Genomic DNA, 16,349 nt, shown 5'->3' with positions numbered 1-16,349 from the left:
ATCGTTTTTATTTGTTATAATGTCTGTTTTTCTTTGGTCAGCATCATACCCAGTTCGAGTGTCTGGGTTTGTTGCAGGCTTCCGCTCAATAGGTCGAGTAAGGTACCGATCATCGGCCCCATCGGGCCGTTCAGGATTTCTTCCGGAAGAAGTCCTTTTACTAAAGAAAGCAGGGGAATGAACGCCTCTATTTCTTCCTTGTCGAGGTACAGGTAAATGTCTCCCTTGTAGGCAATCATATTGCCCATGCTGTTGGTGGGCGTTTCCGAGTTTTTACGGATGTTCATCTTGATACCTGTCGTACTCCATTTATTGAGCTGCTGATAAACAGCGGCGATAAGTGCCATGTCTAACCTGTCGTCCGCCTTGGTCTTGTTCTGCTGGATCTGGAAGAGGATCATGTCGATATTAGGCACGATGTAAAGCTCTGAATCGTCTTTTACATAATAAGAAGCCAGGTTGATCGGAGAGGAGATCCATTCGCTGTCTTTTCTGTCGGGAACTGCATTGATCAGGTCGCCGATCGCTTTCCCTTCCGGCATAGTGGCATACCTGGCTGTGATATTCCCATCCGGATTGAAAGTGACGTTATTTATAAACCACGTGATCAGGTTGCTCAGCATACCTTCCAGCATGGGAGCGGCCTGTGCCAGTATCAGGTTGTCGGTTACCAGATGGAAAGAATAATGACGTAAGGTGTAGTTTCCCAGCACCGGGTCTTTCTCTTCGGTGACAGCGGTTTGCACCGGATACCAGGTCTTGTTGGATGTCAGCTGGTTGCTTGCGATTTTCACATCAGTCAGGTCCAGTGTCATTTTTCCCTTCTCCACTTTCCCTTTGTAGGCGAAGGTTGTTCCATTGGTTCCGGTTCCGTTCCCGGCAAAAGAATAGCCGTTGGTCTCGGAAGTGAGTGCTACATTCTCCAGCGGGGTAGCAGTTTCTCCCGGTAAGACACCGTGTAAGGTAATGTTGGCTGTGTTGTCATTAGTCATTTTAAAAGCGACATCCTTACCGATGAACTCTCGTCCGCTGTAAGTCAGGATCAGTGCGTCGCCACCCTCGGGTGCGCTCAACTTGTTAGAATAGGTTCCGTTCATTTCGGGTCCATCATAATCATCATTGTCATCGCAGGCGGTAAGTAGGGCGACCATACAGATGGCATAAAGAAAGTTGCGCAATAAATACTTGTTCATTTACTTTTCTTTTTATTGTTTAATATAATGATGTTACAAAGTACCGACATAACTTTAAATCAAACAATAGCTATCTTTCGGAATCAATATTCTATTCTTAAGAAATGACCTTTTATTCTTGTATAACTATCTGTATATTAATATATGCCAATGAGATATTATTAATAATAGAATATCGAATGTGAAAAATGGAGATTGACGGATATATTTATAAGTACGTTCTTTGTTCTCATTATGTTAATGAGTCTATTATTAGGTTTTTTAGCCTTTTTGGTTCGCATGCTCTTTAAACGGAAAGCGGCAAGTAAAAAGGTAAGTGAGGGATACGAAGTGAAAGAACAGTGTCTCGTGGATGACAGTGAAGGCAAAGAAGTCTGAATTGTTGTGGAAAAACTACATGTAAAATATTGAACGGATGAGAATATTATTAGTAACAAGAGGATCGCAGGGGGATGTATTGCCCTATCTGGCTATTGCCCGTGAACTGGTTGAGCGCGGCCATGAAGTAACAATGAATCTTCCCCATGTCTTTGAGGAGATGGCAAAAAAATATCCTGTGAAAGTGGTTTTGCAGGACTTCGACAATATAGGCGGAATGATGGCCGATGCCGCAGAGAATAAGCAAAGTTTTAAACGGATCGTCGAATGGACGCGCGATGCGATAGACAAGCAGTTCGTGCAGGTCGTACCGCTTCTGGAACAAAACGATGTGTTGGTTGCCGCCAATACCGAATTTGCGGCAACCGGCATTGCGGAATATTGTAAAAAGCCGTTTATCCGTACGGCGTTCGCTCCTTTCCTGCCCGGGGAGAAGATGCCGCCGCCCGCTTTCCCATATCCGAAACCCAATCCTATCTTCACGCCTAAGTTGCTTTGGCTGATGATGAACCGTGTATCCAATTATATGGTGAAAGACACAATCAACAAGAACCGTGCGAAATATGGTCTGGCTCCTATCAAGAACTTCGGACAGGATGCCGCGAAGAATAGTGATAACTTCCTGTTGTATAGCCAATACCTGGGACATACCGATCCGGTTTGGGATGAACGTTTCCGTTGGAATATCGGTGGCTATTGCTTTAATGATACTTTCGAGTATGATGAAGAGGCCTATCAGGAACTGATGGCGTTTATAAACAAAGACAAGGCACCGGTTATCTTCTTCACTCTAGGCAGTTGTACGACCAATGACCGCGAACGTTTCTGCGGGATGCTGGCCCGTATCTGTGAACGGAAGAAATACCGCCTGGTGGTCGGTTCGGGTTGGGCAAAGACCGGAGCTTCGTTACAGGGAAGCGAGCAACTCTTCCTGATGGACAAGCCGATCCCTCATCATTTGATCTTCCCCCATTGCGATGCTGTTATCCATCACGGAGGAAGCGGAACGACACATAGCGTGGCACGTGCAGGAGTTCCTCAACTGATCACTCCTTTATTGCTCGACCAGCCTTATTGGGCTTACCGGGTGCAGGTTCTGGGATTAGGCCCGGCAAGGGTAAAGATCGCAAAGGTTTCGGAAGAAGAGTTGGAAGAAAAGATGAGCGACTTGGTTACTAATCCGGATTATAAAAAGAATGCAGCCGCTGTCGCTGAACAGATAAAGAGCGAAAAAGGTATAGAGAAACTATGTGATTACATAGAGTCTCTGGCGTGATGAATCCGGCTTGTATTTCGTCTTTTTTACCGCAGTTTATTTCTGTTAAAATGCGGCCCGCCTTTTGCCATGAAGAAAAGTGTCGATAAGACTGTCAGGCAGGCGCCGAAAAGATAGGCGTAATTGAACCCGCCGAAGGTTTGCGCAATGCTTCCCCCAATCATCAAGCCGATACCGATACCTACGTCCCAGCTTGTCAGGTAAGTGGAGGTAGCCGTTCCGCGCTGACTGTTGGGGGCAAGGTTCACGAACAAGGTGTTGAAGGCCGGAAACATCGTTCCGAAAGCGACTCCCTGCGACAAGGCGATCCCGATAAATAAATAGGAGGTGAATACCGGGTTCCATTTCATCAATGTTTCGAGTGACGCCAGTGCGAAAAAGCTGGCACATGCCAGGAACATTCCCAACAGGATAACCAGCGTGATACGCCCTTTATCCACCTGTCGCCCGGAGAACAGGCGTGATACCGCCAGCCCGATCGCCATAAAGGTGAAGTAAAGTCCGGAATGTACGGAAATACCGATCTCGTCGGCATACATCGCCACATAAGTAGTCGTCATGCCGTAAGGGATGGAAAGCAATAATAAGGAAATCCCGGCCCAAAGCCCTTTCACCAGGAAGAAACGGTCGAGCGAGATCGGTTCCTTCTTGACCGGCTGCTTGTAAGGTGTTTTTACCAGATAAGCCATAATGAATCCCAGGAAGCAGGAAATAAGCGAGCAGGAGAAGATCACCTCATAACTGAAACTTTCGTGCATGAATAATCCGATCATCGGCCCGAAACTCATTGCCAGGTTGTTTGCCATCCCGTAATATCCAAGCCCTTCGCCACGTCGGGAAGAGGGGAGGATGTCGATCACGATCGTATTACCGGAAACTGTCACCATACCGAAAGCAAACCCATGCAGGATACGCAGCACAATGAATATACTCAACAGGCTAGCCACCATATATCCGGCAAATATGACCATAAAGATACCATAAGCCAGCAGGTATAACGGCCGGCGTGCAAACGTATCCAGTAAATAACCCGAGAACGGCCGGATACAAAGGCAGGCGATCGTATAGCAGGACAGGATAAACCCGATCATCGACTTATCCGTCATAAACCGTTCCTGCAGGTAGAAAGGCAGGATCGGAAGTATCAGGTAAAAAGCAAAGAACAGCAGGAAATTTGCTGTCAATATGTAGCAAAAACCGGGTGATAATAACTTGTCTTTCGTCATTGTTGTGAGTCGTTGGATTAATTACCGTATGTATCGAAATAAAATACTGAAGTTACCGGAAACCCAACTGATCGAAAAGTTTCCGCTCTTCTGCAGTTGCATTCTTTATTGTATAAGCTGCAAACTCCCGTGGGTGCTGATAATTTGCCCGGAACCATTCAAACTTATCCGGCGTTTCCCGTAGCATTTGATCTATGGCAAGCGGGTTGAAGCTCCTGAGAACGGCATATTCGATACGTTGATCCGCCACACCATCCAGGTCGATAACCGGATCGGTCGGGCCTGGCGGGATCACTTCTCCCAACTTCTCTATTTTTACGTTGAAAAAATGTTCGATATTTTCGAGGCAGGTACGGGTACCGTTTGCCTTACCGTCGGCAGAGAAACCTGCAATGTGCGGAGTCGCGATGGACACACGGTCAAGCAGTTCGCGATCGATTGCCGGTTCGTTTTCCCAGCAGTCTATAATGGCTTCGCTGATCTGTCCGGATTTCAATGCTGCGAGAAGTGCTCCCGTATCGTGTACGGCTCCTCTTGAGGCATTTACAAACCAGGGTTTCTTCCGGGTTTTACCGAAAAAATCTTCATTAGCCAGATGACGTGTCATGAAGCGTCCTTCTTTGGTTAGAGGCGTATGGAAACTGATGATATCAGACTCTTGGGCGATTGTATCCAAAGAAACGAAACCTTTGCTTCCTTCTGCTTCGGCACGCGGCGGGTCATTGCGTAAAACATGCAGTCCGTAAGCTGTACAGAGCTTTTCGAGCTCTTTCCCCACATGGCCGACACCGACTATCCCGATTGTTTTTCCCTGTAATGATTCTTTTCTGCGGAGTGCTACCGTGATTAGCGATGCCAATACGTATTGGGCAACCGATACCGCATTACACCCTGGAGCATTTTTCCATGTGATACCGGCTTCGTCGCAATATTTTGTATCGATATGATCGAAACCGATGGTTGCTGTGGTAATCAGTTTTACCCGGCTGCCTTCCAGCAGCTCGCGTGTACATTTATCTATACTGCGAACGATCAGTGCATCTGCATCATGGATATTTCCGGGAGTGAATTCTTTTGAATTGAGGTATTTAACCTCTGCAATCGGTTCTGCTATTCCCTTTAGATAAGGGACGGTGTTATCTGCTATTATCTTCATTTTGCCTTTGTATTAACTGCTGTGATAAAAGAGAAATCCTATTGTTTTATCTGTGTGCAAAGGTAGTGCTTTCTTTTATAAGGAAGAGGAATGAGGGTGATTAATGTATTTATTGCAGAATCAAGTTGGGTAGTAGGGGTGTTAGTTCTGGTAGGACTCTGTCAAATCATAGTCTTGATGGCAAATATATTAAATTTATACTTAAACCATCAAATAAATATTAATAAATTACAAATAAAAGTCTTTTTCTTTCAAAGACAAAGCAATCAAAGGCTAAAAATTGAGTAAAAAAGATACCGTTATTCTACAACACAGAAACATAAGAGGCTTATATCGCACAGAAACAGGCCCCTTACACTAAATAGCATGAGTTCTACCAGAACTCTGTTTGCTTTGAATTATCGGATTTTGTGTTTTGTAGATGAAAAAACTAGTGTTGATATTAATAAATGTGATTATGAAAAAAATCTTTTCAATTCTTTGCGCCATTTTGTTGTGTACTCAACTGGTGGTAGCGCAGGGTAAGCTGGTGAAGGGTGTCGTTACATCCTCGGAAGATGGTTTACCGATGATTGGTGTTGCGATCATGGACAAACAAACCATGAACGGAGTGACAACGAACGAGAATGGAGAGTTCTCTATTGAAGTGACTGCCCGCACTAAAGTTCTTCATGTCTCTTATCTGGGCTACAAAACCAAAGAAGTTCCTGTTGTTGGGAACAACCTGTCGATTCAGATGGAACCGGATGTGGTAGCCATCGATGAGGTTATGGTAGTTGCTTATGGTACCGGAAAGAAATCGACTTTTACGGGCTCGGCAACAGTGGTTAAGAAAGAATCTTTGGAAAAGATACGTGCATCTAACGTGACACAAGCATTGCAGGGGCAGAGTTCTGGTGTACAAGTTCTTAATAATAGCGGAGAGCCTGGGGCGGATGCCAAAATCATGATACGTGGTATCGGTTCAATGAATGCTTCCAGCGATCCGTTGTACGTCGTGGACGGAACAGCTTATAATGGTTATCTGAATGCGATTAATCCGGCTGATATTGAATCGATGACAGTTCTGAAAGATGCGTCTGCCACTGCTTTGTACGGTTCCCGTGCAGCGAATGGTGTTGTAATGATAACCACCCGTAAAGGAGCTTCGGAGAAAGGACAGATCAATTTCCGTTCTACCTGGGGATTTGCCAGTCTGGCTGTTGACCTGCCTCGTGAATTAACACCGGATGAGTTTTCTGTTTTAACATGGCGTTCTTTATATAATGGATATAAAGATTGGGGATATACAGAAGATGAATCAAGAAACTGGGCTTCTGCTTACCTGACTGGGGAGTTCGGTTGTAATCCTTATAATGTGGGCTCTCCTGTGGGGACGGATGGAAAAATGGATCCTAATGCAAAATTATTATATTCCGGGAATTGGCGGGATGAATTGTTTAGATCAGGGCTGCGTCAGGAATATACGATAGACTTTAGCGGTAAGTCCAAGAAAGCCGATTATTACTTATCTGCCGGTTATCTGAATGATAAAGGAGTATTTTCGATACAACGTTTCGAGCGTTATTCAACACGAGCCAGCTTCAATTATTCTGTTAACAAATGGTTGAAAGTCGGAACTAACATTAGTCTATCCCATAGTGTACGCGAAGGTTCTGCTAGTGCAAATACTGTATGGTTCCTTCGTACGATGCCTTCTGTTTATCCTATTTATGAAACAAACCAGACTACAGGGGAATATATTCTGGATAAAAATGGAAATCGTATTTATGACTATGGTGACTATCGTAAATCATGGCAGGGCTCGAATCCATTAGCTGATGATGAATATAATAATGCTCCATGGACACACGATGATGTTTCCAACCGGAGTTATTTTGAGATTACTTTCATGCCGGGTTTGAAATGGCGTACCAATCTGAGTGTAGATTTCTATCAATATAATTATGACGGATATGTAAATAGCCAATATGGGTATGCTGCCGGCTATAAGGGAGAAGCTTATAAAGAAAGCGATCGTAATTTCGCTTATACGGTTAATAACCTGCTGACTTATGAAAAGACTTTCGGCGATCATTCTTTATCGGTATTGCTGGGACAGGAAGCTTATTCCATGCAATTTAAGTATCTGTCTGCTTCCAAACGAGGCTTCCCTTTCCCCGGAGTGGAAGAGATCGGTTCGGCTGCAGTGATGAACAGTATGAATTCCTATAAGGATAATTATCGTTTATTGAGTTGGTTAAGTCGTGTAGAGTATGATTATAAAGATCGTTATTATGTTTCAGGAAGTTTCCGTACAGACGGTTCTTCCCGTTTCCATCCGGATAATCGTTGGGGTAGTTTTTGGTCTATAGGTGGTTCCTGGAGATTATCTAATGAAGAGTTTCTAAAACCTTATAGCGGTTGGTTGGATAATCTGAAGCTGAAAGCCAGTTATGGTGCCGTTGGTAATGATAATCTTGGTACATATTATGCTTATCAGGGCTTGTATCAAACCGGTATGAATAATTATACAGATCCGGGGGTTATGGTTAGTCGTTTGGCTAATAAGGATTTGAAATGGGAAAGTAATATGCAGTTGAATGTCGGATTGGAGTTCGCTTTATTTAATAAATTAAGCGGTAGTGTAGAATGGTTTAGCCGTAAATCTAAAGATTTGTTATTCTCATTGCCAATGGCTCCTTCTACCGGATTTAGCGGCATTGATCGTAATATCGGTGATGTGAAGAACCATGGTGTAGAGTTCTCTTTGAATTATGCCGCTATTTCAAATAAAAATTTCAAATGGTCGATCGACCTGAACGGGACATCTTATAAAAACCGTATTACTAAATTACCACAGGCGGAAATCAACTCCGGTGTATTCAAATGGAGGGAAGGAGAATCCCGTTATAATTTCTGGGGGATTGAATATGCCGGTGTAAATAAGGAAACCGGTAACGATCAATATTGGAAGAATATCTATGAAACGAATGAAAAAGGCGAGAAAGTTGTTAAAGAACGGGTTCTTACGGATGATTATAATGAAGTGACGAGCGATAGTCAGATGAAATACCTGGGAGATGCTATTCCTGCTTTATTCGGAGGAGTAACTAATAACTTCTCTTATAAAGGTATCGACTTGTCTTTCATGATCTATTACAGTATCGGTGGCAAATTGTATGATAGCGATTATGCTCAGATGATGTCTTATCGTACCGGTTATAGTATGCATCCGGACATGCTCAAAGCATGGACTCCGGAAAATACGGATGCTAAATTCCCGCGTTTGTCTAATGCATATGCAAATTATTTAGGGACTTATACTTCCAAGTTCTTATTTAATAACTCGTTTGCCCGTTTACGAAATGTAACTTTGGGTTATACGGTACCGAAGTCTTTCACATCAAAATACGGAATAAATACATTACGTTTATTTGTTCAGGGTGATAACCTGATAACTATTGGTAGTGCGGCTCGTCGTGGTACGGATCCGGAACAAAGTATTTCGGGAACAACAGATAACCGTTTCCCGACAACTAAATCTTTTTCTTTCGGGTTACAGTTGAATTTGTAAGAATTGTCTAATTAATAATGAAAAGTTATATGAGAACAATAAAATATATTTTGTCGATATTTGCTGCAGGTGTGTTTTCCGGTGGGTTAATCTCTTGTAGCGATTTCCTTGAAACGAAACCATCTACGGCGGTTTCAGATGATGATGTCTTTACGACAACAGCCGGTGCGCAATCAGCTTTGAATGGATGCTATTTTCAGATGCGTGCCCGTAATAGTGGCGGTGCAGACCGGGATGATGATTATGGTATTCCTTCCATACAAATGATATCCGATATGTGTGGCGAAGATATGATGAATAACGGGAGAGCATGGTATGTGTGGAATTATAACTATTGGGGAGAGACACAAGCGAATATATTCAGGGCTCCGCAACTCTGGACATTCCATTATCGTTTGATAAACAACTTAAATTCCGTCATTGCCTATGTGGATCAAACGGAGGGAGACGATCAGGATAAACAATATATTAAAGGTCAGGCTCTGGCTATGAGAGGCTGGGCTTATTTTAGCCTGTCGCGTTTATTTCAGCAGACTTATGCAATAGCAAAAGATATGCCGGGACTTCCTCTTTATACGGAACCGACAACTGAGAATACGGAAGGTCAGCCGCGTGGGACATTGGAACAGACTTATGCACAGATATTGTCTGACTTGACTACTGCCGAACCGATGCTGGAAGGATTTGTCCGTAGTACTAATTATCCGAACGTTTTCAATCAGGCAATTGTACAAGGTATATTGTCCGAAGTTTACCAGGTGATGAATAACTGGCCAAAATCGGAAGAATATGCGAAAAAGGTATTGGCTCAATATCCGCTATCGACAACCGAAGATTATACAAATGGTTTCAATAATCATGGAACAGCATCATGGATCTGGTCGATCAAGCAAACAGAAGAACAGAATATGGGCGACTATTCCCCGTTTGCCATGTGGTACAACGGAACCCGCAAATGCTGGACTTTCGGTGGTTTTATTCTTGCTGATGATTTTGTCAGTTTGTTTGATGAAGATGATATTCGTTTTAAACAACTGGAACGTTGGTCGGAAGGAGAAGGAGAGAATAAAAAAGAATTCTGGGTATCGTTCAAATTCCGTGATAATGAAGATTGCCGCGGTTCTATGGTTGTTATGCGCTCGGATGAAATGTTGTTGAATGCGGCAGAAGCTTTGGCACGTCAGGGCAAAGAAGGAGAAGCCAAAGAGTTATTGTGGCAGTTGCAGGATCTGAGAAATGCCAAACGGACAGAATCGACCGGTGATCAGCTGATTGAAGATATATTGGTAGAAAGACGGAAAGAACTGTACGGAGAGGGTTTTGCCGTGTTCGATTTGATTCGTAATCAGAAACCATTGTTGCGTACAGGAAACCATGTTGTATACGGAGGCGCTACTCCGCTTCCGGCCCGCTCATGGCGTTTTATCTATCAGATTCCGGGTACGGAAATGAAGAACAATAAGGCACTGGTAGATGAGATCTGGCCGGCTGGTGACCAGAATCCTTATAGCGGAATATATGAGCCTTAATTCCTAAAGGAAAGATATAAAAGTTCAAAGTAGATGCCGAAAAACTTATAGAGTAGGCTAATTAAAATATTACAAAGTATGAAACAGTGTAGTTTGTTTTATTTGATTGTCTTAAGTCTTTTATTTTCTTGTAGTAATGGAGATATTCTTAAAGAAGATATAACTGTTATATCTACTTCAAGTGATGAATCTTATGAATTATCAGTAGAAGAGGCAAAAAAAATGGTTTATGATTTTGTAAGAAGTTCTGTAACAAAGAGTGATAGAACAATTAGGATTGTAGGACAAAAAAAGACAGAATATTCTATTCAAACTTCTGTGAAAACAAGATCTGGAGAATCAATAGGTGGTAATGTGCCAGTATACGAGTTTTTCACAGAAAATGAAGGTAAAAGCGGTTTTGCTTTAGTGGTAGCAGATAAAAGAATTCAAAAAGTGTTGGCTTATTCTAGTTATGGATCTTTAAATGATACAGTATTCAATTTACCATTAAAATTCTTTGTGCAAACTATACCTGATTGTCTCAAAAATGATTTGGAAGAGGCATATACTTATACTAAGGATACTGATGTATTAACGAAAGCTGATGACCCAACGAAAGAATCGTTTAGACATTATTGTAATCCTCCTGTAACTTGGGGACAAGGGAGCCCTTATAACAATAAGGTTACATATTCTTGTCCAAATGGTGATCCTAAATATGGTGGAAAAGCTCCTGCAGGATGTGTTGCTGTTGCATTAGCACAGCTGATGGCGTATCATAAACAACCTTCATCATTTAATTGGAATTTATTATTGTCTAGTCCTATTGTCTCTCAAAATGATTCTGAATCAAGAAGAAACGAAATCGCAAGACTTATGTTTGATATTGGTGATAAGGTATCAATGATTTATGATTGTGATGGAAGTGGTTCAAATATTTACAGTGCAGAAGCAGCTTTACGTGGTTATGGATATTCAACTAAAGGTGTAAGATCTTATAATACTGATTATATATGCGAAAATATTCTCAATAATAAACCTGTATATATAAGAGGTGTTTGCGATAAAGGTGGACATGCATGGCTTATTACAGGATGGGAACATTTAGTAACTTTAAATCCTAATAATCAATATGAAACAAATGATTATTTTCGTATGAACTGGGGATGGGATGGAAGTTCAAATGGTAGTTATTATTGGAAATCAAATCAATTGGCATCATTTCAACCTACTGGGAGATCTTCTGCATATGAATTTAATCGTAGTTTAGAATTTATTTATAGATAGAATTGTGTATTTTACGAATAGCTTTTTTACAGGTCCGGACTCAATATTTGTTCGGACCTGTTTATTATAGCTACATATCTGAAAATGATTTATATTTGTACTATATAATGCCTAGAACGCATAATACACAGTATTTTTCGGTTCTGTGTAAAGGAGAGAGTTTTATTAATATAAGAAATTAGATTATGAAACATGTATTTTGGAGTCTGTTACTTTTTATGTTAACCTTTGGTCTGTCTGTCCATGGTAAGGATAAATATACGAATCCGCTGCCGGTGAAGTTCGGTGACCCGTATGTGTTGCTGGCTTCAGACGGTCGTTATTATATGTATGGTACGGGTGCCGGAGCTGTGGATGGTTTTTGTGCTTATTCTTCAGATGATCTGATAGACTGGAAGCCGGAAGGACAGGTCTATCGGGGAAATGTTCCCGGATCGTGGGCTGTTGCCAACTTCTGGGCTCCTGAAGTATATGAGCGGAACGGTAAGTATTATATGTTTTTCAGTGCAGACTGGAAAGAGAATCCCACGAATGAGTTGGAAAATTTCCGTATAGGTGTTGCTGTGGCCGATAAACCGACCGGGCCTTTTAAAGAGATGAGCGACCGCCCTCTTTTCGATCCCGGCTATCCGGTTATCGACGGTAACCTGCTGCAAGATTCCGACGGACGGCTTTATCTGTATTATTCCCGTTGCTGCTATAAGCATCCGGTTGAGAGCGAAGTGGCTACCTGGGCACGTGAAAAAGGTATGTTTAAAGAGATAGAAGAAAGTTGGATCTATGGAGTCGAGCTGAAACCAGACCTGAGCGGAATTATCGGTGAACCTGTTTTGATTCTGCGTCCGCCTGTAACGAATGACGATCCGCAGGCAGAGTGGGAGAGCCGTTCCGTTACTTCCGGTGAGGTGAATCGCCGATGGACGGAAGGTTCCTATATATTCAAGAAAGGTGCTCTTTTCTATATGATGTATTCGGCGAATTATTTCGGAGGTAAGAACTATGCCGTCGGTTATGCTACTTCCGGATCTCCGCTTGGCCCGTTTGTCAAATCAGCGAATAACCCGGTATTGCAGAAGAATGTGGAAAAAGGAGGAATAGTAACCGGAACCGGTCATAACAGCGTGACTTATTCAAAAGACGGGAAACAGATGTATTGTGTCTATCACGGTCGTACAAAGGCTACTGGTGAAGAACGGGTCGTTTTTATCGATAAGATGGGCGTTGACAAAGACGGACATTTGTATGTGGAGGGACCCACCACCACTTTGCAGCAAATGCGTTGAAAGTTTACACTTTGGGTATCAGAAAAGATTTCCTACCTTTGTGGACTGTATTTACAGAAAGAAAAACGGATTGAAAACGAAAAAGTACGATAAGAGATGGCAAAGATATTAGTGATACGACTCGCGGCGATTGCCGATGTGGCGATGACACTTCCGGTCATCTATTCGGCTGCTAAAGCCAATCCGAAGGATTCGTTTACGGTGTTGACGCAGGCATTTATGATGCCGGTTTTCATGAATCGTCCTTCCAATGTGGAAGTGATAGGTATTAGTACTAAAGGTGCTGAGAAAACGTTGATCGGTCTGTTACGGTTTACTTCCGCTTTGGTGAAGTTTGATTTTGATATCGTTCTGGATTTACAGAATGTGATTCGCACTATGATTATTCGTACTTCCTTCTGGATGAAAGGTAAACCGGTCTATGTGCTGGACAAGATACGGAAAAGATACCCTCCGCTTATGCGTAGGGAAAACAAAAAACTGGAACCTCTGCCTTCCGTGCTCGAACGTTATGCCGATGTATTCCGTGCTGCCGGGCTGGCTTATACCGAATCGTTCACCTCTTTATACGAATCACATCCGGCCAACTTGTCAAAAATGGAGGCTATTGCCGGGGTCAAGACAGGTAAGTGGCTGGGAGTCGCCCCTTTTGCCCGTTATCGGGGTAAAGTTTATCCGATCGATGAAATGGAGCAGGTTGTTGCTACACTATCTAAAAGAGAAGATCTGACATTGTTCCTGTTTGGGGCGAGGGGATATGAAGAAGCTGTACTGGAAGATTGGGCTTATCGTTATCCCCGTGTAAAAAATGTAGTAGGTAAATATACGCTTGACAATGAATTAGCGTTAATAAGTCAGTTGGACTTGCTGCTTAGTATGGATTCCGCCAATATGCATTTTGCTTCACTGGTTGGGACACGGGTGTTATCCGTATGGGGAGCTACACATATCTATACCGGATTTTATGGCTATCGCCAGCGGCCGGATGATGTGATCCAATTGTCCATGCCTTGCCGTCCTTGTTCGAAGTTCGGGCAAAAAGAATGTCCTCGGGGAGACTGGGGATGTCTTACGCAATTGCCTTCGGAACTTATTGTCTCAAGGGTATTGGCTGCGCTGGAAGAGAATTAGCTGACGGACAACAACCATATTTCAAGTATTGAAAATAAAGAAAGAAAAGATGAAGCAATTACATATCATTACCCCGGTAAAAGATTCGATAGAGTTGGCATTGCAAACGATCGAGTCAATATTGGCGTCTGATTTCACAGTGCCTTACCATTATTATGTTTATAATGATTTCAGTACCGAGGAGAATACAATGCGGTTGCATGAGGCTTCGGAGCGATTGGGCTTTGAACTGGTCAATCTTTCGGACCTGACAGATCATCCTTCACCGAACTATTTGCTGACCCTTCAGACTGCGCAGCAAAAAGCGATTGATGCTAATGCCGGGTTGTTGATAGTGGAATCTGATGTGATCGTAAAAAAGCATACGCTGCAAGCCCTGTTTGACGGAGCTTCGACTCGTCCGGATTGTGGTATTGCCGCAGCCGTGACGGTGGATGAGCAGGAAAATATCAATTATCCTTATTTATATGCAAAAGGAAAGGAGGGCCAGGTCTTTCCGGAGAAAAAGCATTTGAGCTTTTGTTGCTCCCTGCTTACCTTATCTTTTCTGAAGGCTTTTGATTTCCATTTGCTGAATCCGGAGAAAAATTGGCATGATGTCACTATTTCGCACCGTTCGCAGGAAAAAGGATTTACAAACTACCTGTTCACATCCCTGACTGTGTGGCATCGTCCGCATGGTAGCCGGCCCTGGAAACAGCTTAAATATACAAATCCTCTAAAATATTACTGGCTGAAGTTTACGAAAGGGCTGGATAAAATCTGATTTGCTTATGGAACATTCGCCGTTGGTTTCGGTCATCGTACCTGTCTATAACATGGAACAATATCTGGGAGAGACACTCGACTCGGTGTTGGCTTCCGATTATCCTTCTTTTGAAGTTATTGTCATGGACGATGGTTCTAAAGATGGCTCTTTGCAAATAGCGGAAGAATATGCCCGGAAAGATTCCCGGGTAAAAGCTTTTACGCAACCGAATGGCGGAGCCTGTGCTGCCCGTAATCATGCGATTTCGCTGGCGGAAGGTGAATTGATCTTACCCGTCGACGCCGATAACACTATTGAACCCGATTTTATCCGTAAAGCCGTAGAGGTAATCATGACAGATGAAGATATTAAAGTCGTTTGCCCGCATTCGGACTTTTTTGGCGATCGTTCGGGAGAATGGCTTTTGCCCTCTTTCTCTTTAAAGTTGCTGGCACGGAAGAATATAATGGATACCTGTGCCTTATATCGTAAATCGGATTGGGAACGGGTAAAAGGCTATTGTGAGGAGATTGTCGCACGTGAAGATTGGGAATTCTGGATTTCTGTATTGAAGGATGGAGGGAAAGTAGTAAAGCTTCCTGATATATCTCTGCATTACCGGATTAGAAACAGCTCGAAGCGTGTAACGGACCGTTTACTGAAAAAGCATGTAATTGATGTGCTGAACAAGCGTCATCCTGAATTTTTCGAACGGGAGTTGGGCGGCCCTCTCCGGTACAGAAGAACCTGGTCGAAGCTGATCAATAGAATATACCGGATTTTCTATCCTCGTGTTTCATTTGTAAATGAAGCATATAGCAGTTTCTCTTATTTTATAAAGACTCTCCCTGTTCATTTTAGGAATGGAGATGGCGAAGTTATTTATAAAGGGCGTAATGAACTGCGCGAATTTAATTATAAAGGACAGGACTTGGTCATAAAATCTTTCCGTAAACCGAATCTTGTCAATCAGATCGTTTACGGCTTGTTCCGTTCTTCCAAGGCACAGCGTTCGTATGAATATGCAGAGATGTTGTTGAAGTCGGGTATCGGCTCTCCGCAACCGGTGGGTTATTATACGGAGCGTACAGGTTTATTGTTTGAACGCAGTTATTATGTCAGCCTGAAGTCGGAATGTCCTTATACCTATTATGATCTGGTAAAAAATAGCTTCTCTAACCAGGAACAGATACTTCGTGCAATTGCCCGTACAACGGCTGCTATGCATGAACATGGCTATTTACATAAGGATTATTCACGGGGTAACATCCTGTTTAAGGATACGGAACAGGAAATAAAGGTCGAGATCATTGATTTGAACCGGATCCGCTTCAAAGAGATCGGGATGGATGAAGGTTGTAAGAATTTTGAGCGTTTGCCCGGTACGCCTGAAATGTTTGCCGTTCTGGCGGATGAATATGCAAAAGCAAGAGGCTTTGATGCGGATGAATGTTTCAGGTTGATTATGAAATATACGTTGGCGCAACAATAAGGTTTTAGTATTGTTCTGTCGGCACAGATAAAGTGTTTACCTATAATTAGAATTGAATATGGATTATCTTTTTCTTATAAAAAAGATCGTTCTTGCAGTTGTTGAGGGTGGT

Annotated in this window: 11 protein-coding genes; 8 read left to right on the top strand and 3 right to left on the bottom strand. The window is 42.7% G+C overall.

The window, feature by feature from the left end; all coding sequences use genetic code 11:
- Positions 1 to 14: 14 nt before the first annotated feature.
- Positions 15 to 1,193, bottom strand: coding sequence for a DUF4925 domain-containing protein (locus HMPREF1212_RS20195; protein ID WP_046150846.1), 1,179 nt, complete (start codon positions 1,191 to 1,193; stop codon positions 15 to 17).
- 415 nt (positions 1,194 to 1,608) lie between these two features.
- On the opposite strand from HMPREF1212_RS20195, the gene HMPREF1212_RS20185 reads away from it, so the two are divergent.
- A complete protein-coding gene (locus HMPREF1212_RS20185; protein WP_046150845.1) occupies positions 1,609 to 2,847 on the top strand; it encodes a glycosyltransferase in 1,239 nt (412 codons plus the stop codon).
- A 26-nt stretch (positions 2,848 to 2,873) separates the two neighbouring features.
- Here the strand turns inward: HMPREF1212_RS20185 and HMPREF1212_RS20180 are convergent, their stop codons facing one another.
- Together HMPREF1212_RS20180 and pdxB are read right to left on the bottom strand one after the other, a co-directional pair.
- The gene (locus HMPREF1212_RS20180; RefSeq protein WP_046150844.1) at positions 2,874 to 4,073 is read right to left on the bottom strand and encodes an MFS transporter; all 1,200 of its coding nucleotides are present in this window, start codon (positions 4,071 to 4,073) and stop codon (positions 2,874 to 2,876) included.
- A gap of 52 nt (positions 4,074 to 4,125) precedes the next feature.
- Positions 4,126 to 5,229 carry a 4-phosphoerythronate dehydrogenase PdxB gene (pdxB, locus tag HMPREF1212_RS20175; protein ID WP_046150843.1) on the bottom strand — a complete coding sequence of 368 codons (1,104 nt, stop codon included), beginning with the start codon at positions 5,227 to 5,229 and terminating at the stop codon, positions 4,126 to 4,128.
- A gap of 457 nt (positions 5,230 to 5,686) precedes the next feature.
- Here pdxB and HMPREF1212_RS20165 point away from each other — a divergent pair, with 457 nt between their 5' ends.
- The 7 genes from HMPREF1212_RS20165 to HMPREF1212_RS26780 all read left to right on the top strand — a co-directional run bounded on the left by HMPREF1212_RS20165 (position 5,687) and on the right by HMPREF1212_RS26780 (position 16,237).
- Positions 5,687 to 8,785 carry a SusC/RagA family TonB-linked outer membrane protein gene (locus tag HMPREF1212_RS20165; protein WP_046150842.1) on the top strand — a complete coding sequence of 1,033 codons (3,099 nt, stop codon included), beginning with the start codon at positions 5,687 to 5,689 and terminating at the stop codon, positions 8,783 to 8,785.
- A gap of 29 nt (positions 8,786 to 8,814) precedes the next feature.
- Positions 8,815 to 10,314, top strand: a complete 1,500-nt coding sequence (locus HMPREF1212_RS20160; protein WP_046151260.1) for a RagB/SusD family nutrient uptake outer membrane protein — start codon at positions 8,815 to 8,817, stop codon at positions 10,312 to 10,314.
- A 78-nt stretch (positions 10,315 to 10,392) separates the two neighbouring features.
- Complete coding sequence (locus tag HMPREF1212_RS20155) at positions 10,393 to 11,583, top strand: C10 family peptidase (RefSeq protein WP_046150841.1); 1,191 nt, start codon at positions 10,393 to 10,395, stop codon at positions 11,581 to 11,583.
- Positions 11,584 to 11,768: 185 nt separating this feature from the next.
- Positions 11,769 to 12,866 (top strand): glycoside hydrolase family 43 protein, encoded by a 1,098-nt coding sequence (locus HMPREF1212_RS20150; RefSeq protein ID WP_046150840.1) that lies wholly within the window; start codon positions 11,769 to 11,771, stop codon positions 12,864 to 12,866.
- A gap of 96 nt (positions 12,867 to 12,962) precedes the next feature.
- On the top strand, positions 12,963 to 13,997 hold the full coding sequence (locus tag HMPREF1212_RS20145) for a glycosyltransferase family 9 protein (protein WP_028726519.1): 1,035 nt from the start codon (positions 12,963 to 12,965) through the stop codon (positions 13,995 to 13,997).
- Positions 13,998 to 14,046: 49 nt separating this feature from the next.
- Positions 14,047 to 14,763 carry a glycosyltransferase family A protein gene (locus HMPREF1212_RS20140; protein WP_046150839.1) on the top strand — a complete coding sequence of 239 codons (717 nt, stop codon included), beginning with the start codon at positions 14,047 to 14,049 and terminating at the stop codon, positions 14,761 to 14,763.
- Positions 14,764 to 14,770: 7 nt separating this feature from the next.
- The gene (locus tag HMPREF1212_RS26780; protein ID WP_082099943.1) at positions 14,771 to 16,237 is read left to right on the top strand and encodes a glycosyltransferase; all 1,467 of its coding nucleotides are present in this window, start codon (positions 14,771 to 14,773) and stop codon (positions 16,235 to 16,237) included.
- Positions 16,238 to 16,349: the final 112 nt, after the last annotated feature.

Origin of the sequence: Parabacteroides sp. HGS0025, from assembly GCF_000969845.1 — a bacterium.
In the GTDB taxonomy this organism is placed as follows: domain Bacteria; phylum Bacteroidota; class Bacteroidia; order Bacteroidales; family Tannerellaceae; genus Parabacteroides; species Parabacteroides gordonii.
Note: the sequence above shows the minus strand (reverse complement) of the source record. Positions and strands in the feature narration are given on the sequence as shown.

Excerpts from the sequence above, each read along its gene's own strand:
- HMPREF1212_RS20180 (WP_046150844.1), bottom strand. The coding sequence starts at position 4,073 with ATGACGAAAGACAAGTTATTATCACCCGGTTTTTGCTACATATTGACA.
- HMPREF1212_RS20160 (WP_046151260.1), top strand. The coding sequence starts at position 8,815 with ATGAGAACAATAAAATATATTTTGTCGATATTTGCTGCAGGTGTGTTT.
- HMPREF1212_RS20165 (WP_046150842.1), top strand. The coding sequence starts at position 5,687 with ATGAAAAAAATCTTTTCAATTCTTTGCGCCATTTTGTTGTGTACTCAA.
- HMPREF1212_RS20145 (WP_028726519.1), top strand. The coding sequence starts at position 12,963 with ATGGCAAAGATATTAGTGATACGACTCGCGGCGATTGCCGATGTGGCG.
- HMPREF1212_RS26780 (WP_082099943.1), top strand. The coding sequence starts at position 14,771 with ATGGAACATTCGCCGTTGGTTTCGGTCATCGTACCTGTCTATAACATG.
- HMPREF1212_RS20150 (WP_046150840.1), top strand. The coding sequence starts at position 11,769 with ATGAAACATGTATTTTGGAGTCTGTTACTTTTTATGTTAACCTTTGGT.
- HMPREF1212_RS20140 (WP_046150839.1), top strand. The coding sequence starts at position 14,047 with ATGAAGCAATTACATATCATTACCCCGGTAAAAGATTCGATAGAGTTG.
- HMPREF1212_RS20195 (WP_046150846.1), bottom strand. The coding sequence starts at position 1,193 with ATGAACAAGTATTTATTGCGCAACTTTCTTTATGCCATCTGTATGGTC.
- pdxB (WP_046150843.1), bottom strand. The coding sequence starts at position 5,229 with ATGAAGATAATAGCAGATAACACCGTCCCTTATCTAAAGGGAATAGCA.
- HMPREF1212_RS20185 (WP_046150845.1), top strand. The coding sequence starts at position 1,609 with ATGAGAATATTATTAGTAACAAGAGGATCGCAGGGGGATGTATTGCCC.
- HMPREF1212_RS20155 (WP_046150841.1), top strand. The coding sequence starts at position 10,393 with ATGAAACAGTGTAGTTTGTTTTATTTGATTGTCTTAAGTCTTTTATTT.